Origin of the sequence: Hominenteromicrobium mulieris, from assembly GCF_046197855.1 — a bacterium.
GTDB classification, from domain to species: Bacteria; Bacillota; Clostridia; order Oscillospirales; family Acutalibacteraceae; genus Hominenteromicrobium; species Hominenteromicrobium mulieris.
This window is the reverse complement of the sequence record NZ_CP173188.1, coordinates 455576-477839: the sequence shown is the minus strand read 5'-3', so window position 1 is coordinate 477839 and position 22264 is coordinate 455576. Positions and strand designations below refer to the sequence as shown.

The window sequence follows — 22264 nt, the reverse complement described above, 5'->3', positions numbered from 1 at the left end:
CATGCGTGAACCCATTCAAAACCGCTACGATTTCGTGATCTTATTCGATGTGGAAAACGGCAACCCCAACGGCGACCCCGATGCCGGCAACATGCCGCGCGTAGACCCGGAAACCGGCAACGGCATCATAACCGATGTGTGCCTAAAGCGCAAGATCCGCAACTACGTGCAGGACGTCAAAGAAGATGAATCCGGCTGGCGCATTTACATTAAGGATCAGGTGCCGCTCAATCGCAGCGACCTCGAAGCCGGAGAAGCGCTCGGCATCGGCGAAGAGCTTGCCGAGATTCAAAAAGGCAAGGACGCCAAAAAGATTGTGACAAAGCTCCGCAGCAATGACCCGGATATCGACCTCAAGCTCCGTGACTTTATGTGCAGCGAGTTTTTCGACATCCGCACATTCGGCGCAGTCATGACAACATTCGTAAAGGGCGCTTTAAACTGCGGTCAGGTGCGCGGCCCGGTGCAGCTCGGCTTTGCCCGCTCCATCGACCCCATCGTGCCGCAGGAGGTCACCATTACCCGCACTGCCATCACCACCGAATCCGACGCCCAGAACAAAACCACCGAAATGGGCCGCAAATACGTCGTGCCCTACGGCCTTTACCGCGCAGAGGGCTTCGTTTCCGCCAACCTCGCCCGCCGCGTGACCGGCTTCTCCGAAGAAGACCTTCAAATGCTCTGGCAGGCCATTCTCAATATGTTTGAAAACGACCACAGCGCCGCCCGCGGCAAAATGGCCGTGCGCGAGCTCATCATCTTCAAGCACGCGTCCGAGCTTGGCAACGCCGCTTCCTATAAGCTGTTCGATGCCGTAACGGTTAAAAAGGTCGACGGCGTAGCCGTCCCGCGCAAATTCTCCGATTACACCGTCACCGTTTCCGAAGACCTGCCCGAAGGCGTCACCTGCGAACGTCTTTCCTAAATGGACGCGCGTGAAGACGGACTTTTAATGTCCGGCATCCAGCACTTCGCGTTCTGCCGCCGCCAGTGGGCGCTCATTCACATCGAGCAGCAGTGGCAGGAAAATGCCCGCACCGCACAGGGGCAGCTCGACCACGTCCGCTGCCACGATGAAACGTTGTCCGAAAAGCGCGATAACGTTTTCACCGTGCGCGGCATGCGCGTGTTCAGCCGTAAATTGAACCTCTCCGGCGCGTGCGACGTCGTAGAGTTTCATAAAGACAAAAACGGCATTTCTTTAGAGGGGCAGCCCGGATTTTGGCTGCCCTACCCCATCGAGTACAAGCACGGCCGCGAAAAAGAGACCGATGCCGACTGCTTGCAGCTCTGCGCCGAAGCCATGGCACTTGAAGAAATGCTCGTGTGCGGTATCCCTGCGGGCGCGCTCTACTATATAGAAACGCGCCGCCGCGAGGTTGTCCCGTTCACGGAAGAACTCCGCCGCAAAACGGAAGACACCGCTGCCGAAATGAACCGCTATTTCGCCCGCGGCTACACACCAAAAGTCAAACCCGGCAAGCACTGCAACGCCTGCTCGTTAAAATCGATTTGCCTGCCGGTGCTGTGCAGCCGTGCAGACCCCGTCTCATACCTGCGCGCCCACATTTTTGAAAGCGAGGAGGATACCCCGTGAGACAACTGCTCAACACCCTGTTCGTGCTCAGCGAAGATGCGTATCTCTCCGTAAACGGCGAAAATGTCGTCATTAGTCGCGAGCAAAAGGAAGTCGCGCGCTTCCCGCTGCACACGCTCGAGGGCATTCTCTGTTTCTCCTACGCCGGCGCAAGTCCCGCCTTGATGGGTGCCTGCGTGCAGCGCGGTGTGGACATCGCGTTTTTCTCCCCGCGCGGGCAGTTTTTGGCACGCACCGTCGGCGAAGAGCACGGCAATGTCCTCCTGCGGCAAACGCAGAATCGCGTGTCCGACGATCCCTATCAAAGCTGCCGCTACGCCCGCGGGTTCATCCTCGGCAAGGTCTATAACGCCCGCCGGGTCTTAGAGCGCGCCACGCGTGACCACCCCCAGCGCGTACCCGTGAAAACGCTTAAAACAGCCGCCGCACAAATGGCACAGTCTTTGCCGCTCATCGCCTCCTGCGAAGACCCCGCGCAGCTGCTCGGCTTAGAAGGCGAAGCCGCAAAGCTGTATTTTGGTGTGTTTGATCACCTCGTTTTGCAGCAGCAAAGCGACTTCCGTTTTACCTCGCGCAGCCGCCGACCACCGCTCGATAACATCAACGCCCTGCTTTCGTTCGCCTATACGCTCCTCACGCGCGACTGCACCGCCGCGCTCGAAAGTGCCGGGCTCGACCCGTACATCGGCTTCATGCACCGCCCAAGACCCGGTCGCCGCAGTCTCGCACTCGACCTCATGGAGGAGCTGCGCGCCGTGTATGCCGACCGCTTTGTGCTCTCCTGCGTGAACCGCAAGATTATCACCGCAAAGCACCTGCAAAAGCAGGAAAGCGGTGCCGTGCTTTTAACGGACGACGGTCGCCGCGCATTTCTCGGCGCATGGCAAAGCAAAAAGCAGGAGCAAATCACGCACCCGTTTTTAAAAGAGAAGATTCCGTGGGGGCTCGTGCCCTACGTGCAGGCACTCCTGCTCGCCCGCACTCTGCGCGGCGATCTGGAAGCGTATCCGCCGTTTTTCTGGAAGTGAGGTCAAAATGCTGGTCTTAATTACCTACGACGTCAACACGGAGACCGCCGCCGGGAAAAAGCGTCTCCGCAAAGTCGCTAAAAAGTGTGTGGACCATGGGCAGCGCGTACAAAATTCCGTTTTCGAGTGCTTGCTGACCGCCGCACAGTATGTTACACTGAAGGCAGAGCTCACCGCGCTCATCGAGCCCGAAACGGACAGCCTGCGGTTTTACCGCCTCGGCAATCAATATAAGCAAAATGTAGAGCATGTCGGCGTACAGCCCGCCTACGCGCAGGATTCCGTCCTGCTCATCTGATTACCCGCAGTGCGAAGCCAAAGCGCACACGCTTTTCCTGCTTCCTTCGCACCAAATCAAAACCCAAAATTTGTCCTTTTTAAAACGCCACCGGCAAATTTTTCTCTTTCCGCGTCTTAAAGAGGCAAATTCTTCTCCCTTTTTCGCAAAAACAGACGAAAATTTTGTCCGTTTTTGCTGTCGCCCTCCACCCGGAGGGCGTGGATAGAAATACAGTTTGTTAACACATTTCGTGCCGGGGTATGCGTCGCCCTCCACCCGGAGGGCGTGGATAGAAATAACGATGAACATTAAAAGAGAAGCGCGAACGCAGGGTCGCCCTCCACCCGGAGGGCGTGGATAGAAATCAGAACAAAGCCGTCACCACGCAAAAAATGCGTGGTCGCCCTCCACCCGGAGGGCGTGGATAGAAATATCAATCTTTCCGAGCCTGTCCGCGAATGATACCGTCGCCCTCCACCCGGAGGGCGTGGATAGAAATAGTATTGCCGCCACCTTACAATTATGATAACGCCGTCGCCCTCCACCCGGAGGGCGTGGATAGAAATTACACCGCGGGCGTATACGGGTGGAATGCTGATGGTCGCCCTCCACCCGGAGGGCGTGGATAGAAATTCCGTATTCTTCGACGGAGTCTATCAAAAATGCTTTTGTCGCCCTCCACCCGGAGGGCGTGGATAGAAATATAATGCAAGTGCTTTACGAAAGGGGCTATCTTGTCGCCCTCCACCCGGAGGGCGTGGATAGAAATCGTTTCTGCCGTCCTTGGAAACATGGAATGGGAGAGTCGCCCTCCACCCGGAGGGCGTGGATAGAAATTATAAACACAAATATCTTTACTAATGCAAAACGGTCGCCCTCCACCCGGAGGGCGTGGATAGAAATTGAAACACCGTGGGAAGAGTGCGACGAGAACGACAGTCGCCCTCCACCCGGAGGGCGTGGATAGAAATTCGGACAACAGCTGGGAAAGCCTCATGAGAATTTGTCGCCCTCCACCCGGAGGGCGTGGATAGAAATTAATCGGTATTTAGCTAAACATTCTGGGGAGCAGTCGCCCTCCACCCGGAGGGCGTGGATAGAAATCCGCCGTAAGCGAAATCAACATCCTCCGCGGCGCAGTCGCCCTCCACCCGGAGGGCGTGGATAGAAATCGCGCTCGCAAATTCATCCGTGAGCGCATCCACCTGTCGCCCTCCACCCGGAGGGCGTGGATAGAAATAACGAAGCTTTAACATATCTTGGTATATCGAATGTGTCGCCCTCCACCCGGAGGGCGTGGATAGAAATTTTTTGTTTCGGGCGAAATGTAATTGCATCCGTGCATGTCGCCCTCCACCCGGAGGGCGTGGATAGAAATCGATACATCAAAGAGATATTCATAATTTTCGCCGGTCGCCCTCCACCCGGAGGGCGTGGATAGAAATGGCGTAATGCTCAAAGAAAACACCGAGGAAAACGCGGTCGCCCTCCACCCGGAGGGCGTGGATAGAAATCGGTGCAAGTGCACGACCGGCTTCGCGTGGGTCGGTCGCCCTCCACCCGGAGGGCGTGGATAGAAATCGCAAATGGGTGACCGGCGAGGTGCTGCCCGCCAGTCGCCCTCCACCCGGAGGGCGTGGATAGAAATCCAAAATGGAAAAAGAGGGTGAAAAAATGGGCGGGTCGCCCTCCACCCGGAGGGCGTGGATAGAAATTCCACGCTTCTGCCGATGAGCACGAGCGCACCGGGTCGCCCTCCACCCGGAGGGCGTGGATAGAAATATCTGGTCTGCAAGCGCGTAAAGCATCGTCACGGGTCGCCCTCCACCCGGAGGGCGTGGATAGAAATTTGGGAAACTTATTGGCAAACGGAACAAGGCTGGGTCACCCTCCACCCGGAGGGCGTGGATAGAAATATGAAACAAATTCTCTGGATAAGGCCAAGTGGGGTGTCGCCCTCCACCTAAAGGGCGTGGGTGGAACGCAAATCGTAACACTTGACTTTTGGACGTGACATGCCCCCAAGTCTGCGAATAAGGCCAAAGACGCGCCGGGCATCAAAACGGCGGAACAGCTCGAAAAGCGCTTTCATCGGCTGCGAAAAGCGGCGGATGAGGGCGTTCTTTTGCCGTTAAAACCGGACATCGCAGGACAGTATAGAACATCGGCGGACAACTTTCTCAAAACCTCTTTACAGAACAAATGTTTTTAGCTATAATGAGATACAGAAAGGGGGCGGCAGCATGATGGAGAACAGGCCGCGCATGGCGATCTGCTACGATTTTGACAAAACACTTTCCCCGGACGACATGCAGACGTTCACGCTCATCCCGTCTTTTGGCATTGACAAAGACAAATTCTGGGCGGAAACGGACGCATTCGCGCGGGAAAACAGCATGGAAAGCAACCTTTCATGGATGTTCATGCTTGTTCGCTATTCACGCTTTCTCGGAAAATCCTTAAAACGCGAGTATTTTCGGGCCATCGGTGCGCAGGTGGAGCTGTACCGCGGCGTTACGGATTGGTTCGCGCGCACGACAGCGTATGCTGCGCAGCGCGGCATCGAGCTTGAACACTACATCATTTCTTCGGGTCTTAAAGAAATCATCGAGGGCAGCGCCATCGCGAAGAATTTCAAACGCATTTATGCCTCCTCCTACCTCTACACCACGGACGGCGTAGCGGAGTGGCCCGCGCAGGCCATCAATTACACGAACAAGACGCAGTTCATTTTCCGCATTGCAAAAGGCTTTTTGGAGGAGTACGACGAGCGCGTAAACGACAGCATGCCCGAGGAAAACCTGCGCATTCCGTATGAGAACATCGTCTATATCGGCGACAGCGCCACGGACATTCCGTGCATGCGGCTCGTGAAAAGCAAAGGCGGCTACTCCGTCGGCGTATACGACCCGGAGAAAAATAACCGCGCCAAAGTATACAAGCTGTATAACGACAACCGATTAAATTTCTACGCGCCCGCCGATTATACAGAACGGAGCAACTTATACCGCTACATGCAGCAGATCATCGACGAAGTCGCCGCGCGGGAACAGATTAAAAGCGAGCGCGAAATTCTGCGTCAGCCCGCCGAAGCCTACAAAATGCGCTCCATGCTCGAAAAGCTCGAGACCGGTTACCCGGAAAAGCTGACCCCGCAAGAGATTACCGAGCTGCAAAAGCTGGAAGCGATGATCAAATCGCGCACTCCGGGAGAGATCGACTGATGGATGACGTAAAGTACTTTCCGTACGGCGAAAAAGAGCTCGCTTATTTACGGAAAAAGGACAAGAAGCTCTCGGCGGTCATCGATCGCGTGGGGCACATTGAGCGCGCCGTGGACGACGACCTTTTTTCCGCCGTGGTACACCACATCGTGGGGCAACAGATTTCCACAAAGGCGCAGGCAACCGTTTGGGCGCGCGTGCAGAACGCCCTCGGCACGGTCGATGCCGAACACGTTTTGGGCTATGGCGAAGCAAATTTGCAGTCACTCGGCATTTCGTTCCGCAAGGCGGAATACATCACGGACTTCGCGAAAAAGGTGCATACGGGCGAATTTGATTTAATCAGCATCGGCGAAAAGCCGGATGAAGAGGTCATCCTCGAGCTCAGCGCGCTCAAGGGCATCGGCGTGTGGACAGCGGAAATGCTGCTTTTATTCTGCCTGCAGCGCCCGAATGTGTTCAGCTACGGCGACCTCGCCATTTTGCGCGGCATGCGCATGGTCTACCGCCACAAGGAGATCGACCGCGCACGGTTCGAGCGGTACCGCAAACGTTTTTCGCCGTATTGCAGCATCGCAAGTTTATATTTCTGGGCGGTCTCCGGCGGCGCGCTCCCCGAACTCACCGACCCCGCCGCGCCGAAACCGAAGAAATAAACGCACATTTTCGCACGAATAGAAAAAGATAGTCTTCCAAAGCGTTTGTTTTGCTTAGAAAGACTATCTTTTTTATATCGTTTTTATCATAACGAAATTCGTGAGCCGAACGCCGCAACGCTCTACTTGCTGTTCTTTAATGGCCGCATAGTCGCGCTTTTGGAAGAAGCCTTTTGCAGTCAAAGATGCGTGCGTTGTGACGGTTTTTGCAGCGACAAACTCAGTCCTTCGGGACTTTGACCCAGATGCCGGGGGTCTTTTCGGCTTCCATAAGGGCGCCCCAGGCGCTGATGATGGAGAGCGTCTCGCTGTGCGGGGCAGGGATGGTGCCGTTTTTGAAGAACTCGACGAGCGCCTCAATGAAGTGGCGGAAGTAATCGGAGCGAATTTCCAGTACGGAATTTTCCGTGGAGCGCGCAATGTTCATCATGAACGGCGAGCCCTTTGCGTAGCCGGAAAGCGTTGCGGTGCGGCCGTCCGCAAAGCGCAGAACGCCGGTGTACACCTCGTCGTTTGTCAGGTGCATGACTTCCGTCGCGGGAGCCTGCATCATCATGAAGATCGGCTCCAGCTGGTGGATGGCGTAATCCTCAAAACCGTTCGGACCCCATGCATTGACACCCTTGATGTTCGTTTTATCCGCTGCCTGATACTCCTCCGCAAAACGCAGCGCGGAAGACGACCAGCACGGCGTGCCGCTCTGCTCGGCAAGATCGAGCATACGCTTTGCAGCGAAGTGATCCGGCGCGAAGGTTTTATCCACATAGCAGCGCTTGCCGGAGCGCAGCGCGAGGTTTGCGAGTTCTTCGTGCTTTTTCGGGTCGCGCGGGGCGAGCACGAGCAGAACGTCACTCTTTTCGATGAGCTCCTCCCGCGTCATCATGCGGGTGAGACCGTATTTTTCGCACCATGCGTCCGTTGTGAGGCCGCCCTCGGGGCTGTCGATTTCAGCCCAGGCATACACGGCTTCTACCTCGCCGTTTGAGTAATCGTGCAGCATGTGAACGTAGTTATTGGCGTGCCACTCGTCTAAATAGTAATCGATAAAACCGACTTTGATCATGCTTTTGACTCCTTTAAACTGAATTTTAATACAACTTTCCGGCGTACTTATCCGCCGGTATTCGCGTTCATTATAGCACATTCCGCCGTTTTGTACCGCAGTTTTTGCGAAATTTCAAAAGTTCATGAAAAAAGCAAACCCTTTGTGTGAAATATGCAAAAAGCGTCCCGAATGCTCGGAACGCTTTTTGCATATTTGGAAATTCGGTGTGGTTTTGCCGCCTTATCTCGCGTTTTTCTTGACGCGCAGGCGGTTGATGGCGCGGGCAAGGTTCGCCTGCGCGGTGCGGTATTCGCGCACGCTGCGCTTTTGGAGGATGGCCTCCTTCGCCTCATCGGCGGCGCGCTGTGCACGTTTGGCATCGATCTCTTCCGGGTACTCGGCGGAGTCTACAAGCACGAGGACATCGTTGCCCTCGACCTTCACCATGCCCTCGGAAACGGCAGCGGTGCGCCACTCCTTACCCGGTGCGCGGTAAGAGAGCACGCCCGGCACGACGGCGGAGATCATATTGCTGTGACCCGCCAGAATGCCGTACTGGCCGACCGTTGTGGGCACGACAAGCGACTCGCACTCGCCCTCGAAAAAGACCTTATCGGCTTCAAGCAGGTGCATCTGAAATGTACGCATCAGATCGCCTCCGCCTCTAACTGCTTCGCTTTCGCGATGACGTCCTCGAGCGTACCTACGTTATAGAACGCCGCCTCGGGGTACTGGTCCATTTTGCCGTCTACGATGGCCTTGAAGCCGCGCAGCGTCTCTTTGAGCGGGACGTAAACGCCCGGCACGCTGGAGAACTTTTCTGCGACGTGCATCGGCTGCGAGAGGAAACGCTGGATCTTTCTCGCGCGCTGCACGGTGAGCTGATCTTCGTCGCTGAGCTCGTCCATACCGAGGATGGCGATGATGTCCTGCAGCTCACTGTACTTCTGGAGGGTCTCCTGCACTTCACGCGCGATGCGGTAGTGCTCCTCGCCGACAACATCGGCTTCGAGGATACGGGAGGTGGACTCCAGCGGATCGACGGCGGGGTAAATACCCTGTTCGGCGATTTTACGGCTCAAAACGGTCGTAGCGTCGAGGTGGGCGAACGTTGTGGCCGGGGCCGGGTCGGTAAGGTCATCGGCAGGCACGTAAACGGCCTGAACCGAGGTGACGGAGCCGTCTTTTGTGGAGGTGATGCGCTCCTGCAGCTCGCCCATTTCGTTTGCGAGGGTCGGCTGATAACCGACGGCGGAAGGCATACGGCCGAGAAGCGTGGAAACCTCACTGCCTGCCTGCACGAAACGGAAGATGTTATCGATGAAGAGCAGGACGTCCTTGTGCTCTTCGTCACGGAAATGCTCTGCCATGGTGAGGCCGGAGAGGGCGACACGCATACGCACGCCCGGGGACTCGTTCATCTGGCCGAAGACGAGCGCCGTTTTATCGCCGACGCCGCTTTCACGCATTTCACGCCAGAGGTCGTTACCCTCACGGCTGCGCTCGCCGACGCCGGTAAACACGGAGTAACCGCCGTGCTCCATGGCGACGTTGTGGATGAGCTCCTGGATAAGGACGGTCTTGCCGACGCCTGCGCCGCCGAACAGACCGATTTTGCCGCCCTTCGGGTACGGCTCCAGAAGATCGATGACCTTGATGCCGGTCTCGAGGATCTCGACGGCCGGGTTCTGCTCGTCAAACGACGGAGCTTTTCTGTAAATGCTTTTGTGCGGCTCGGTTGCGGGAACGGCTTCGCCGCCGTCGATGGGATCGCCGAGCACGTTGAACATGCGGCCGAGCGTGTTTTCGCCCACCGGCACTTCGATGGTTTTGCCCGGAGCCTCAACCTGCATACCGCGGGAAAGGCCCTCACTGCCGGAAAGCATGACGCAGCGGACCGTGTTGTCACCCACATGCTGGGCAACCTCCATCACATACCGCCGTCCGTCCACGGTAAGCGAAAGGGCTTCTCTGATTTTCGGCAGAACGCCGGACTCGAACTGTACGTCGATGACCGGGCCGGAGATCTGTACGATCTTACCTGTATTCACGTTGTTCACGCTTCCTTCCTGTGTTTTTGACGCTGTGCCTTCGCACCGGCGGAGACCTCTGTAATCTCCTGCGTGATGGCAGCCTGACGCACGCGGTTATACTGCAAGGAAAGCTCTGCGAGGAGCTTTTCCGCGTTGCTGTTGGCGGAATCCATCGCCGTCATGCGGGCATTTTGCTCGCTGCAGAAGCTATCGATGAGGGCACTGTAAATAAAGCCCGAAACGTAGCTTTGCATGATGTTGTTGAGAACCGCCTGCACGGAGGGCACAAACTCGAACGGCGTGGTGACCGCCTTTTCCACCGTATCCGTCTGGAAATAGGCGCGGTGGAACGGCAGCAGACGCGTGCAGTGTGCAGAGGACGTGAGGCTGTTCTCCATATCGGTATAAATGACAAAAATCTTCTTAAAATCCCCGCGGTCGTAGCCCTCGAGCAGGATGTCGCAAATTTCTCTCGCGCGCTGCATGGTGGGGTTCTGTGCCGTATAGAGGAAGCTGTGCTCCATGGGGATATTGTGCTGCGTAAAGAAGTGGCGGCCATATTCGCCTACAACGTAGAGCTTCGTGTCGGGATGCTCATCGAGCATGTGCATAGCTTCCTTGATGACGTTCTGGTTGTATGCGCCCGCGAGGCCCTTATCCGCCGTGATGACGAGGCACGCGTAGGTGCCCTCCAGCGGCGGCTCGCCCTCGGGGGGGTAGAAATAGCGGCTGTCCACGTCGTTCTGGGTACGGAAAATACGCTTGATCTCCGTGCGCAGCGCCTCGAAATACGGGCGCGTGCGGTCCAAATCGTTGCGTGCTTTGCGCAGCTTTGTGGAAGCGATAAGATACATGGCGTTTGTGATTTTACGCGTATCCTTAACGCTTTCGATTCTGGTTTTAATCTCTTTTGTATTAGCCATAGCGAAAACCGCCTTTCCGAGCGCTTACGCGTTCTGCGGGTTTTCCGCCTTGTACTTTTCGAGGAATTCCTTCGCGACTTTCAAAATCTCTTCGCGGTCGGAGTCGGAAAGCTGACCGGTGGTATCGACACGGCGGCAGACATCGCTCATATTCTCCTCGGCGTACTTGATAAGCTCCGTGTGGAAACGACCCATATCGTCAAGCGGGACGTCCTGCATGACGTGGTGCAGGGCGGAGACGAGCGTGATGACCTGATCGTGCTGACTCATCGGATGGTACTGCGGCTGACGCAGCAGACGCATAAGGCTCTGACCGTAGGTGAGCTGACGCTTTGTGGTCTCGTCGAGGTCGCTGGAGAACTGGGTGAAAACTTCCATTTCGCGGTACTGGGCAAGGTCCAGACGGATGCCGCCCGCTGCCTTTTTCATGGCCTTTGTCTGGGCATCGCCGCCGACACGGGAAACCGAAAGACCGACGTTAACAGCCGGACGCTGGCCGGAGAAGAACAGGTCGCTCTCAAGGAAGATCTGACCGTCTGTGATGGAAATAATGTTCGTCGGGATGTAAGCGGAAACGTCGCCCGCCTGCGTTTCAACAATCGGCAATGCCGTCATGCTGCCGCCGCCGAGTGCATCGGAAAGATGCGCGGAACGCTCCAACAAACGGGAATGCAGGTAGAAAACGTCACCCGGATACGCTTCACGACCCGGGGAACGCTCCAAAAGCAGGCTCAGTGCACGGTACGCAATGGCGTGCTTTGAAAGGTCATCGTACACGATGAGGACATCTCTGCCCTGATACATGAAGTGCTCGCCGAGTGCGCAGCCGGCATACGGTGCGATGTATTGCAAGGAAGCCGAGTCACTGGCAGATGCGTTGACGACGATGGTGTAATCCATGGCGCCGCGGCGCTTTAAGGTCTCCACAAGCTGTGCAACGGAGCTGGACTTCTGACCGATGGCGACATAGATGCAAACGACGTTCTTGCCCTTCTGGTTCAAAATGGTATCGAGCGCGACGGCGGTTTTACCGGTCTGGCGGTCGCCGATGATAAGCTCACGCTGGCCGCGGCCAATCGGGAACATGGAATCGATGGCGAGAAGGCCGGTTTCCATAGGCGCGTTGACCGGCTGGCGGTCGACGATGCCCGGTGCGGGGCACTCGATGGGGCGGTAGCCCTCGGCGCTGATGTCACCCTTGCCGTCGATCGGCGTGCCGAGTGCATCGACAACACGGCCGAGGAAGCCGTCGCCGACCGGGATACCGGCGGTCTTGCCGCTTCTGCGCACAAGGCTGCCCTCGGTGATCTCGGCATCGTCGCCAAAGAGGACGCAGCCGATCTCATTGCGGCGCAGATCCTGCACCATGCCCTTAACGCCGGAGGAGAACAGGAGAATCTCGCCGTAGGCGGCATGCTCAAGGCCACTGACAACGGCGATCTCATCGCCAACGGTGAGAACCGTACCGGTCTCTTCCGCTTCTGCGGACGGGGTAAAATCTTCAACGGCTTCCTTCATCAGCGGAATGACGGAATCGCTGCCGGACTTTAACGCCTTTAGCTTTTCTTCAAACTGGCGCAGACGGCTTTTGAGGCTCCAATCGTACACATCGGTGCCGACGGTAAGCGTGAAGCCGTTCAGCATTTTATCTTCTTCAAAGGTGAGCGGAATCTCACAGCCATAGGTACGCAGCAGGAATTCCGCAAAGCGCTTTTCCTGTTCGGCATCCGGGCGGCGGCTGCCGCGGAGAACGGCTACGGCCTTTTCATCTGCATTACGCATTCGGCTCTCCCCTCTCTGCCTGATCGAGGAACGCGTCATACGGATCGCCGTCTTTATAAACAAGCTTCTTGGTCGCTTCCATAGCGAGCTCGGTAAGCTCCTTCTGTGCGTCTGCGATCATCTTATCATGTACACGGGCAGCATCCTTCTGCGCATCGGCGACGATCTTATCCGCCTGTGCATGGGCATCGGAAAGCTGCTGCTGTACGCTGCGGTCGAGCTCTTTCTGCGCTTCGGTTCTCTTTGCGCTGATCTCGCCCTCAACGGACTTGAGCTGCTCCTGATAATCCGCCTTGATCTTTTCGGCGGAATCGAGTTCACTTTGGGCCTTCTGTGCCATTTCGGCATAATGCGCTTCGCGCTTTGCCATGAAGTTCTTGACCGGCTTGTACAAAAGGAAATACAGGCCGCCGAACAAAATGACGAAATTCAGTACATGCAGCAAAATCTGCTGCCAATCAATATTCAGTGGGATGTTCACGATCTGCACTCTCCTTTACAGGACGAAGATGATGAGGATAACAACGAGCAGGGCATAAATGATGGCCGTCTCGATAAAGACGAGGCCGAGCATGAGGGTGGTACGAATCTTGCTTTCAGCCTCCGGCTGACGTGCGATGCCCTCAACAGCCTTACCTGCGGAGAGGCCCATACCGACTGCACCGCCGGCGGCTGCAATACCGACTGCAATAGCGGAAGCAAGTGCCTTAAGGCCGGTTGTGCTGTCTGCGGTGGTGGCTGCAGCTTCTACTGCGGTTTCGGCTGTTGCCGTGGTGGTTGCGGCATCACCGTTTGTTGCGGCGAATACCGGAATGGAGATGGCGAGGATGGCGATGACTGCCAGCAGAATGATGGCAAGCTTCTTTAACTTTCTCTGTTTTGCGTTCATGATATTTTCCCTCCGTAGGTTAATTTTCAGCTTCTGCTTTTACTTTTTTCTTTTTCGGTTCCTGCTTCTCGGAAACCTCGCCGAAATAGAGCGCGACGAGCATCGTCAAAACATATGCCTGAATGAGCGCGTGCAGCAGCGTGAACATAACGCCCACGATGACCGGCAGCACAAAGCTCAGATTCACATAATAATACACAAGCTCCGTAACGAGCAGGCCGCTTAAAAGCGCACCGAACAGACGGAAGCTCATGGAAATCGGCAGCGAGAACTCCTTTAAAGTGCTGCCCACGCCTTTGAAGCCGTTATACGCGATACCGCCGCCCAGAATGACGAGGTACGAGAAGCAGCCCATGGCGATGGCGGCGTTGACATCGGACAGCGGCGCCGGAAGCGTGATGGGCGAGCCCTCCGTTGTGATAGCCTGAATGCCGAACAGTTCAAAGAGCGTACCGATGAAAATGTACGCGCCGGCCGTGAAGATGTACGCACCGAGGAAGCCGCTGCGCCCCGGGCTGTTGGACTTAGCCATGCCGTCGAACAGGTCTACCGCCTGCTCAAGGAGCATCTGGAACTTTCCGGGCACCATCTTAAAGCGCGGAATGACGAAAATGCGCACGATGACCGCAAACACCAGCAAGATGCCCGAGACCACCATGGCGGAGATCAACGCCGGGTTGACATCTTTGATGCCAAAGAGGCTGATTCTGTTCGTCTCATGCAGAACCGCGTCACGCATGGTCACCTGAATCGTTTCGGTCTTCTGCACCGAAGGAACCAGAATGCTTGCGACGAGCAGCACCACAATAGCGCAGATCCACAAAGCCAGCTTTGTTTTCTTTGCTTTCATTGTTTTTCCCTTTCTTTCTCAAAATTTTACCTTCCATTTCAATATCACCGGGCAAAAATTCCCCCTTCAGCGCTGCGCCCCAAAAGGGCACACGACCGCATCTTTCGCCGCTGTGAACAGCAGCAACAAGACACGGTCACAAGAGCACACGTTTTTGTTGACATTGACCAAATATCTTGTTACTTTTTTGTAAACTGTATTTGGAAGCATCTGTATTATACGCACATTAAATCGAATTGTAAAATGTTATATTGACATATCTACTATTTCATTTTTGATATTTTAGTAAGCTGTATGGAATTTCATTATGCCGTGCGCTATTTTTCTCTTTACGAATAAAAACAAGATGGAACGGCGCGCGGGAAAAGTCAGGCTTTTTCAACTTGACAGGGGCTTTCCCCTTGTTTTATACTGGAGAAAACGGATGGAAACGGGGAGACAATATGCGGACGGTTTATAAAAACGGCACGATTTACACGGGAAACGGCTTTGTGACGGATTTTGCGGTGGAAAACGGGAAATTCTGCTTTGTGGGCGAGACGGATAAAGCCACGGCAGATGAAGTAGTCGATTTAGGCGGAAAATTCGTCTGCGCGGGGTTTAATGACTCACACATGCATGTGCTGAACCTCGGCAATGTGCTGACAATGGCGAACCTCGGCGCGCACACGACGTCTTTAAAGGAGATGCTCGACTGTCTGCGCACCTATATAAAGGAAACGGGCGTAACACCCGGCACGTGGGTGCAGGGGCGCGGCTTTAACCACGATTATTTTGCAGACGAGCGCCGCTTTCCGACGCGGTGGGATTTGGATTCTGTCTCTACCGAACACCCGATCTGCATTACGCGGGCATGCGGGCACATCTGCGTAGTGAACTCGAAGGCGCTGGAAGTGTTGGGCATTACGAAGGACACGCCGCAAGTGGCGGGCGGCAGCTTTGCTTTAGATGAAAACGGCGAGCCGAACGGGCAGTTTTTTGAAAACGCCGTAGCGGTGGTGTACGCGGGCATTCCGGAGCCGGATGAGGCGCAGCTGTGTGCAATGCTGCGCGCCTCCTGCAAGCGGCTGAACCGTTACGGCATCACCTCTTGCCAAAGCGACGACTACGAGACGTTCCCCGGTGTGCCGTACAAGACGGTGCAGAAGCTTTTGAGAACGCCGGGGCTGATGACGGTGCGCGTGAACGAGCAGGCACAGTTTACGAACGTAGAGGCGCTTTCTGAATATATCGAGAGCGGCGATGCGTATTTTGAAGACGATATGTTCCGCGCGGGACCGCTGAAGATCATCTCGGACGGGTCGCTCGGCGCACGCACAGCGTGTTTAAGCCGCCCGTATGCAGACGATGAGAACGCACGCGGCATTCCGCTATACACGAATGCGGAATTGAACGGGCTTATCTCTCTTGCGAACGAAAAGGGACTTTCCGTTGCGGTACACGCCATCGGCGACGGGGCGCTCGACAACGTATTGGACGCTTACGAAAAGGCGCTTCATGAGCACCCGCGCGACGACCACCGACATGGCATCGTGCACTGCCAGATTGTGCGGCGTGACCAGATTGAGCGCATGAAGAAATTAAAGCTGCGCGTGAATTTGCAGTCGATCTTCCTCGACTACGACACGCACATTGTGCGCGAGCGTGTGGGCGATGAATTGGCGGGCACGAGTTACCCGGCTAAGACGCTTTTGAACGCGCGCATTCCGTTCTCGAACGGCTCGGACGCGCCGGTGGAGGAGCCGAACGTGATGCGCGGTATGGAGTGCGCGGTAACGCGGCGAAGCATTGGCTCAACGAACGCACCGTATCGCCCGGAGGAAGCGCTGACGGTACGGGAGGCCATCGACTCGTTTACAAAAAGCGGCGCGGTAGCATCATTTGAGGAAGGCAAAAAGGGCGAGATTGCAAACGGACAGCTTGCGGACTTTGTGGTGCTTTCCGAAGATCCGTTCAAGGCGGACGCCAACACGCTGCACCGTATTGAAGCCGAGGCGACGTATTTGGGCGGCAAATGCGTTTACAAAAAATAAAACGATGAAAATTCCGGGTAAGGCTTGTCTTTGCCCGGTTTTCGTTTATAATGGATAGGGCGCGTGTATTCGGTGCGCCGCTTATTTTTCTCAGGGGAGAACATCTATGGGTAAATTTACATTTCATCCGGTCCAATCGCTGCAGTCTGATCCGAAACTGCGCATGCTGTGCCTTTTCGGCATTGAGGGCTTTTTATTGCAGTATGCCGTTTCGCTTTACTCGCTGGCGAACAATTTGTATGCGACGAATCTTGGCGCGACGGACACGCAGATCGGCCTTGTGCAGATGGTGCCGAACATGGTGGCGGGCATCTGTATGATTCCGGTGGGATTCCTTGCGAACCGTACGAAGACGAGCCGCACGGTGCCGTTCGTACTGGCGCTGTTTTTGAGCGCGGCGTATTTTGCTTACGGCTCTGTGCCGCTGTTCGGCGAGCACCGCATGACGGCATTTTTTATGTTTCTCGGCATGACGGTGGGCGGCATTGCGCTGTATAACGCGCAGTGGCAGACATTCTTCGGTGACGCGGTGGAGCCGGGCCTGCGCAACAGCGTGTTCACGTTCCGCAGCCGGTGTCTGTTCTTTGTGGGCATTGTGGTGCCGCTTTTGTGCGGCAATGTCATGACGCTGATGCCGGACACCGAGGGAAAACTCATTGTGCTGCGCATTTTCTTTTATATTGCAGGCGTATGCATGCTTTTGCAGGCGCTTGTGCTGCGCCGCATCCCCTGTCCGCCGCGCAAGGCGGAAGAAAAGCAGGAGATGGGACTGAAAATGTTCCCGGAAGCTTTGAACCAGATGGTACGCAGCAAGCCGTTCCGCGGCTTTTTCATCTGCATCATGCTGTTTTACCTTTCGTGGCACCTGGACTGGAGCCTTTGGTACATAGCGGAGACAAAATATGCCGGCATGAACGAAGCGCAGCTGAGCTTTTTTCAGGCTTTGTGTTCCATTTGCCAGATGATCTTCATCGGCTTTTTCTCGAAACTGTGCCGCCGCAAATCCGAGCATTTTACAATCATTTTCGTATGCGCGGGCTTGCTGCTCTGCCCCATTACGGTGGCTTCTATGACGTTGCTGCCGCAAAGCGCGCGTATGCCGTATTTTATGATTCTGGCGCTCATCGGCAACATTCCGCAGGGTGCGACGAACATGTGCGTGGTACAGCTACTTTTGCAGGCGACGCCGAAAAAGAACCGCGCGCTCATCATCAGCATTTACACGCTGTTTGTGACGCTGAGCAACTCGCTTTTGCCGTTCTTCGGCGTTTCGGTCTACACGGCGCTCGGCGCGAACGACACGGCGATCTTCACGGTGAACGTGATCGAATCTGCGGCACGCTTTGGGGTGCTGATTATGATGATCCTCCGTTACCGCATGATGAAGCGCCGCGGCGACTTGTTCCGCCCGCTGTGCGAGGAGTAAGGAGAAACGTATGGCTCTTGTTTTATACCATGTTGAAGACGCTGCGAAGGAAAAGCAGCTTTCCGCGCTGTGCAGAGAGCTGCACCTGACGGCAAGACGGCTGACGAACGCCGACCGTGACCGCGCAGTTGCAGCGCTGTGCGGCGAGAAAGTGAACGCGAACGTGCAGAAAGCCCCGGCGGGCTACAAGCTGCCGGAGGTGCTGATTTTCTCCGGCTTTGCGGGTGAGATGCTGGACGTGTTCCTTGCAGCGTACAAAAAAGCGGGTATCGCGCCCATTCCGTTGAAAGCCGTACACACGGAACACAACGACAAGTGGAGCCTTTACGCACTGTGCGAGGAGCTGCGCCGCGAGCACGCCGCCATGCTGCTGCGCGGAAGCTTTGGAAAGTAAGGTTATTGATAATTTGAAGATGGATCGACCCCGAGGATTTGAAACTCGGGGTCGTTTTTTATACAAAAAGCGCCCGCAGAAGATGACTCTGCGGGCGCTGGGTTTTAGTTTTCGTTTAAGGGGTTGGGGCCGGCGCCTACGTCGTAGATCTGGATATAGAACTGCGAATTGGAGACGAGGAGCATATAGGCGGGGTCGTAGCTGCGGATGGGATAGAGCGTATCGTAGGCTTTGCGCACCTCGCCGTTTGCGAGCTGCTGCGCGCCGAGGCGGTAGGTCGCCTCCGTGATGCGGGAGGCGGCGTCGCCGTAATCGCCGGCGGCCTTGAACTCCGCGATGGCGTTTTCGTAATCGGCGTTGTTGTAATACTGCTCCGCTTTCAGCGCGTGGATGCGCAGAAGCTGCGTCGGGCAGTCTTCATATTCGCCGAGCTTTGTGAAAATTTCGGTCGCCTTGTCGTACTCGCCGTCTTCGACGAGCTTTAACGCCTGCGCGTAGTAGGCGGCGTCAATCTTCGGGAGAAGGTCTTTATCGGTGACATACTCAAAATAGGTAAGTGCCTTTTCTTCGTCGCCCTTTTCGTAGAACGCGATGCCTTTATCACAGAATGCGGCCTGCATTTTCTTATTCTGCTCCGCGTTGACTTCTTTAAAATGCGCGGCGGCAGACTTTAAGTTATCCGCTTCGAGGGCCTTCATGCCGAGCTCATAGTGACAGGTCTCGATTTTTTCGGCGGCCTCCTTGTAATCCTTGAGGGGCTCAAGGAGATTTAACGCGTCTTCGTATGCGCCGCTTTCAAACGTCTTTACGGCACGGCGGTACTCGGCCTCGGTGATCCGATCTTTGCTGTCTTCGTAATCTCCGAGGGCGGTGAAGGCTTCGATGGCTTCTGCGAATTTCTCGTTTTCGAGCAGGTCGCAGGCTTTTTTGTACTCTGCCTCCGTGATGCGGGCGGCGCTGTCGCTGTATCCGTCGAGCGCCGTAAACGCGGTGATGGCTTCGTCATACTTGCCGGCTTCGAGCAAGGCGGCGGCATCGTTATAGTGGTTCTGCGGGATGATGTAGACGATGAGCACCACGACGAACGCGGCGATGAGAACGGCGAGCGGAATGGAAATAGACAGGAAAATTTTGCGGTGGAGCCGCTTTTTGCGGGCAGCTTCCTCAGCGGCAGCCTTTTCCTCTGCCGCTTTGCGGGCGGCAACTTCGGCAGCGGCTTTTTCCTCTGCCGCTTTCTTTTCTGCGGCGATGCGGGCGGCCTCGGCCTTTTCAGCTTCAGCCTTGTTATAGGCTTCGAGGTTTTCTTTCAGCTTTTCTTCGTCTTCAAACAGTGCGTGCTGGGGCCCGTACTCGGCACCGCAGGCGGCACATTTTTCTTCATCTTTGTGGTTCACTTCACCGCAGGCGCACATCCAGAGGTCTTTGTATTCCTGCGGGACGAACTGCGCCGCAGCTTCTTTATCCTCTGCCATTTCGGTGAAATCGCGCTGATACTGTGCGCGGAGATCTTCGTCCTCCATGACGTCCGCGATTTTCGCCTGTTCGGGGAGATTTTCAAACAGCAGTGAGGCACTGCCGTTCCAGAACACGTCTTCGCCCTCGAACTGCACCTTCTTAATGGCGACGGAGAAGCTGTACGCGGCGTCATCAACGTCGATCTCCTCGTCTGCGCCGAAGACCGCATCGCGGCCCAAAATAGGCACGAGATAGCGGCGGTCGCGCACGACGGCGAGCTCGTTTGTGGCTTTGTCGAAAATGTGGATATCGACATAAACGCTTGTCACGGCACGGGGGTCGATATTGCGGAATGCGAGACGCAGGAATGTGCGCGGGGAAGCCGCTTCTTCCTGCTCTGCGGGGAGAGCAACTTCCGCAGTTTCGGTCTCTTCCGCTTCGGCGGACGCGGTGGGCTCTTCACGGTACAGCGCGCCGCTTTGCAGCAAGACCGGGCAGAACTCTCTATATTGATTTTTCAGTTCAAAAAACGGCTCAAAATCAGCCATAGTTTCTTTCCGTCCTTTTTATCTGCTTATCGTCGAGGTCGTTGTGGCTTCGACGGTTTTCATACAATACATACTTAGTTTAATTATACCTGATTAGGGCGAAAAAGCAAGGAAAAAGTGCATGGGTGGGGAGAAAGTTTTGGACAAAAGAAAGGTGCTGTGAGGTTTGCTAGTGCAGTGTATTAAAAAAGGGCGGCACAAAGCCGCCCTTTCAGGAAACCCATGCAACTGGGTTTCCTACGGCTAAACAGTCCACCGGACTGTTTAGCCTACCTTCCTAGTTTTTGCGAACGCAACAGGGTTTCGCCATTTGCAAATGGCGACCAAAGGTTTCTCCTTTGGAATCCACAACCGAACGAGAAGTTCGGTTTCAACTTCTTTGAAAAAAGTTGGATCAAAAACTTTTAACCAAGGTTGCCGTCAGCTTGTTCTCTTACTTTAAGAACGGCAGCTTGCCGATGATGGCGGCGTCCTTTGCTTTGCCGCTGCATACCTGGAAGAAGCAGATGATGCGCACGACGAAGAGAATTGCAATGCAGACAGCGCCGGCAATCGGCACAATGAACGTGAAAGCAAGCACAGCGGAAACGATGAGCAGCAGGGTGCTGACGATGTCGAGCTTCAACGCCTGACGGGAATGGAACGCCGCGTATTTGCTCTGCGGTGCCGCAAGCAGTGCGATGATGATGCCGACGGTGCCGAGAATGTACGCTGCCATGGCGATGACCTTATTCTGGGAGACATCCTCCGGGTCGAACTCTGCGGTGTGATCTGCCGGGTCATACGCAGGCTGCTGGGGATAGACCGGCTGCTGGTATACGGGCTGCTGCGGGTAAACCGGCGGCTGGGGCTGCTGCTCGGGTGCCTGCGGCTGTGCTGCCGGCTGCTCCGGGATCCGGGTGGGCTGCGCCTGTGCCGCTACGGGCGCACCGCAAGCTGCGCAGAAGGTGCCGTTTTCGGGGATCTGTGCTCCGCATTTTTCACAAAAAGCCATAAATTTCTACCGTCCTTTCGCGCAGATACCCGCAGTCGACATGCCGCCGCTGTTTCGCCGCGCATTGATTTTTGTTATCTCCATTATAGCGAATTTGATTTCGGTTGTAAATGCTTGTCAGGAAATTTTAAGAAAACGTCAGCCGCTCTTCCTATGTTCTGTCTGCGGCTGCGAAAGCGCGTGAAGCATACGCATTTTTCCAAAATCAAGCCCGGCTTTTAAACTGCTGGGGTGAAAGGCCGGTTTGGGTTTTGAAGGCTTTGTAGAATGTGGAATAATCGGAAAAGCCGCACTCGCGGCCGGCTTCTACGGCAGGGATGCCTTCGCGCAGCATACGGCGGGCATGGGTGAGCCGAAGCGCCATGATGTAGGCGTACACGGTGGAATTGGTATATGCTTTAAAGTGGCGGTTTAAGTACGATTTGCTGACAAAGAACTCTGCGGCGATGTCTTCGAGCGTTAAAGGCTCGCTGAAATGCTCCGTGATATAGCGAATGACCTGCGGGATGACCTGTGTTTCATTGCGGTGCGTGGTATCGATAACGCCGTAGGAGCGGAAAATCGTCCACAGGTACAGCTCTACGGCGCCGGCGCAGAACTTAGGGTCGGTATCGTTTTTCTGCATATACAAGAGCTTTTTTAAGAGTGCCGTGACAAACACCGTTTCATCGCCGCGAAAAGGCACGCAGTATCCGTGCTCCCCCACCTTTTGCAGATTTTTTTGCAGGTCACCCGCGGGGCTGTCGATGCTTTGTAGGTACTGCGGGGTGATCCACAGCACCATGCGCTCGTAGGCGGCGTGCTCGTTTGCGATGACGGGGCGGTGCATTTTGCCGGCGGGAATAATGAGCAGATCGCCGGGACAAAGGTCGTAGACCTGATCTTCAATATAATACGTCACGCTGCCGTCCAAAAAGTAATAGAGCTCCAAAAAATCGTGCGCATGAAACTCCATGGTGCGAAAATAGGGGTCTCGATTGTGTGAAAGCTGAAAATCTTGTCGCAGCATTTCGTCATTTTTACCTGTTTCCACGTTTTTCACCCTCTTTCTTTGGAGAAATCATAGCACATTTTGCACCGATTTGCAATATATGTGCCGCAATATAT

20 protein-coding genes and 1 CRISPR repeat array are annotated in these 22264 nt (G+C 55.4%); of the genes, 9 read left to right on the top strand and 11 right to left on the bottom strand.

The features are described from left to right. Window position 1: 1 nt before the first annotated feature. The 6 genes from cas7c (at window position 2) to ACI0CA_RS02290 (ending at window position 6785) form a co-directional block, all read left to right on the top strand. Complete coding sequence (gene cas7c / locus ACI0CA_RS02315) at window positions 2-925, top strand: type I-C CRISPR-associated protein Cas7/Csd2 (RefSeq protein WP_308449382.1); 924 nt, start codon at window positions 2-4, stop codon at window positions 923-925. Beyond that, window positions 926-1597 (top strand): CRISPR-associated protein Cas4, encoded by a 672-nt coding sequence (cas4, locus tag ACI0CA_RS02310; protein ID WP_395507202.1) that lies wholly within the window; start codon window positions 926-928, stop codon window positions 1595-1597. Further along, window positions 1594-2625, top strand: a complete 1032-nt coding sequence (cas1c, locus tag ACI0CA_RS02305) for a type I-C CRISPR-associated endonuclease Cas1c (protein ID WP_446806569.1) — start codon at window positions 1594-1596, stop codon at window positions 2623-2625. The genes cas4 and cas1c overlap by 4 nt, the downstream gene beginning before the upstream one ends. Window positions 2626-2632: 7 nt before the next feature. Then, window positions 2633-2923, top strand: a complete 291-nt coding sequence (gene cas2 / locus ACI0CA_RS02300; RefSeq protein WP_308449385.1) for a CRISPR-associated endonuclease Cas2 — start codon at window positions 2633-2635, stop codon at window positions 2921-2923. Window positions 2924-3102: 179 nt separating this feature from the next. Beyond that, window positions 3103-4821: a CRISPR direct-repeat array (repeat unit 33 nt; unit sequence GTCGCCCTCCACCCGGAGGGCGTGGATAGAAAT). Window positions 4822-5148: 327 nt separating this feature from the next. Further along, window positions 5149-6129 carry an HAD family hydrolase gene (locus ACI0CA_RS02295; protein ID WP_446806570.1) on the top strand — a complete coding sequence of 327 codons (981 nt, stop codon included), beginning with the start codon at window positions 5149-5151 and terminating at the stop codon, window positions 6127-6129. Beyond that, entirely contained in the window at window positions 6129-6785 is a 657-nt protein-coding gene (locus tag ACI0CA_RS02290) for a DNA-3-methyladenine glycosylase family protein (RefSeq protein ID WP_412385243.1), read from the top strand. The genes ACI0CA_RS02295 and ACI0CA_RS02290 overlap by 1 nt, the downstream gene beginning before the upstream one ends. 220 nt (window positions 6786-7005) lie before the next feature. Here the strand turns inward: ACI0CA_RS02290 and ACI0CA_RS02285 are convergent, their stop codons facing one another. The 8 genes from ACI0CA_RS02285 to ACI0CA_RS02250 all read right to left on the bottom strand — a co-directional run bounded on the left by ACI0CA_RS02285 (window position 7006) and on the right by ACI0CA_RS02250 (window position 14307). Beyond that, the gene (locus tag ACI0CA_RS02285) at window positions 7006-7848 is read right to left on the bottom strand and encodes a hypothetical protein (protein ID WP_417422767.1); all 843 of its coding nucleotides are present in this window, start codon (window positions 7846-7848) and stop codon (window positions 7006-7008) included. A 222-nt stretch (window positions 7849-8070) separates the two neighbouring features. Next, complete coding sequence (atpC, locus tag ACI0CA_RS02280) at window positions 8071-8478, bottom strand: ATP synthase F1 subunit epsilon (RefSeq protein WP_176820561.1); 408 nt, start codon at window positions 8476-8478, stop codon at window positions 8071-8073. Then, a complete protein-coding gene (atpD, locus tag ACI0CA_RS02275) occupies window positions 8478-9881 on the bottom strand; it encodes a F0F1 ATP synthase subunit beta (protein ID WP_446806571.1) in 1404 nt (467 codons plus the stop codon). The genes atpC and atpD overlap by 1 nt, the downstream gene beginning before the upstream one ends. 5 nt (window positions 9882-9886) lie before the next feature. Then, window positions 9887-10786 carry an ATP synthase F1 subunit gamma gene (gene atpG / locus ACI0CA_RS02270; RefSeq protein ID WP_176820563.1) on the bottom strand — a complete coding sequence of 300 codons (900 nt, stop codon included), beginning with the start codon at window positions 10784-10786 and terminating at the stop codon, window positions 9887-9889. A 24-nt stretch (window positions 10787-10810) separates the two neighbouring features. Continuing rightward, the gene (gene atpA, locus ACI0CA_RS02265) at window positions 10811-12568 is read right to left on the bottom strand and encodes a F0F1 ATP synthase subunit alpha (RefSeq protein WP_308449392.1); all 1758 of its coding nucleotides are present in this window, start codon (window positions 12566-12568) and stop codon (window positions 10811-10813) included. Then, window positions 12561-13049: an ATP synthase F0 subunit B gene (locus ACI0CA_RS02260; RefSeq protein ID WP_176820565.1), complete on the bottom strand. Its 489-nt coding sequence runs from the start codon at window positions 13047-13049 to the stop codon at window positions 12561-12563. Before ACI0CA_RS02260 ends, atpA begins: the two co-directional genes overlap by 8 nt. A 15-nt stretch (window positions 13050-13064) precedes the next feature. Beyond that, the gene (gene atpE, locus ACI0CA_RS02255; RefSeq protein ID WP_343285302.1) at window positions 13065-13259 is read right to left on the bottom strand and encodes an ATP synthase F0 subunit C; all 195 of its coding nucleotides are present in this window, start codon (window positions 13257-13259) and stop codon (window positions 13065-13067) included. A gap of 217 nt (window positions 13260-13476) precedes the next feature. Continuing rightward, complete coding sequence (locus tag ACI0CA_RS02250; protein WP_176820567.1) at window positions 13477-14307, bottom strand: F0F1 ATP synthase subunit A; 831 nt, start codon at window positions 14305-14307, stop codon at window positions 13477-13479. 443 nt (window positions 14308-14750) lie between these two features. On the opposite strand from ACI0CA_RS02250, the gene ACI0CA_RS02245 reads away from it, so the two are divergent. The 3 genes from ACI0CA_RS02245 to ACI0CA_RS02235 all read left to right on the top strand — a co-directional run bounded on the left by ACI0CA_RS02245 (window position 14751) and on the right by ACI0CA_RS02235 (window position 18160). Continuing rightward, entirely contained in the window at window positions 14751-16340 is a 1590-nt protein-coding gene (locus tag ACI0CA_RS02245; RefSeq protein WP_412330728.1) for an amidohydrolase, read from the top strand. Window positions 16341-16446: 106 nt separating this feature from the next. Continuing rightward, window positions 16447-17766, top strand: coding sequence for an MFS transporter (locus ACI0CA_RS02240; RefSeq protein ID WP_412330727.1), 1320 nt, complete (start codon window positions 16447-16449; stop codon window positions 17764-17766). Between the two features lie 10 nt (window positions 17767-17776). Further along, the gene (locus ACI0CA_RS02235; protein WP_412330726.1) at window positions 17777-18160 is read left to right on the top strand and encodes a DUF3783 domain-containing protein; all 384 of its coding nucleotides are present in this window, start codon (window positions 17777-17779) and stop codon (window positions 18158-18160) included. Between the two features lie 104 nt (window positions 18161-18264). Here ACI0CA_RS02235 and ACI0CA_RS02230 read toward each other — a convergent pair whose 3' ends face one another. From ACI0CA_RS02230 to ACI0CA_RS02220, 3 genes are all read right to left on the bottom strand, one after another. Beyond that, window positions 18265-20163, bottom strand: a complete 1899-nt coding sequence (locus ACI0CA_RS02230; RefSeq protein ID WP_418932058.1) for a tetratricopeptide repeat protein — start codon at window positions 20161-20163, stop codon at window positions 18265-18267. Window positions 20164-20596: 433 nt separating this feature from the next. Next, a complete protein-coding gene (locus tag ACI0CA_RS02225; protein ID WP_308450118.1) occupies window positions 20597-21157 on the bottom strand; it encodes a zinc ribbon domain-containing protein in 561 nt (186 codons plus the stop codon). A 205-nt stretch (window positions 21158-21362) separates the two neighbouring features. Beyond that, the gene (locus tag ACI0CA_RS02220) at window positions 21363-22190 is read right to left on the bottom strand and encodes an AraC family transcriptional regulator (RefSeq protein ID WP_308450119.1); all 828 of its coding nucleotides are present in this window, start codon (window positions 22188-22190) and stop codon (window positions 21363-21365) included. Window positions 22191-22264 lie beyond the last annotated feature (74 nt).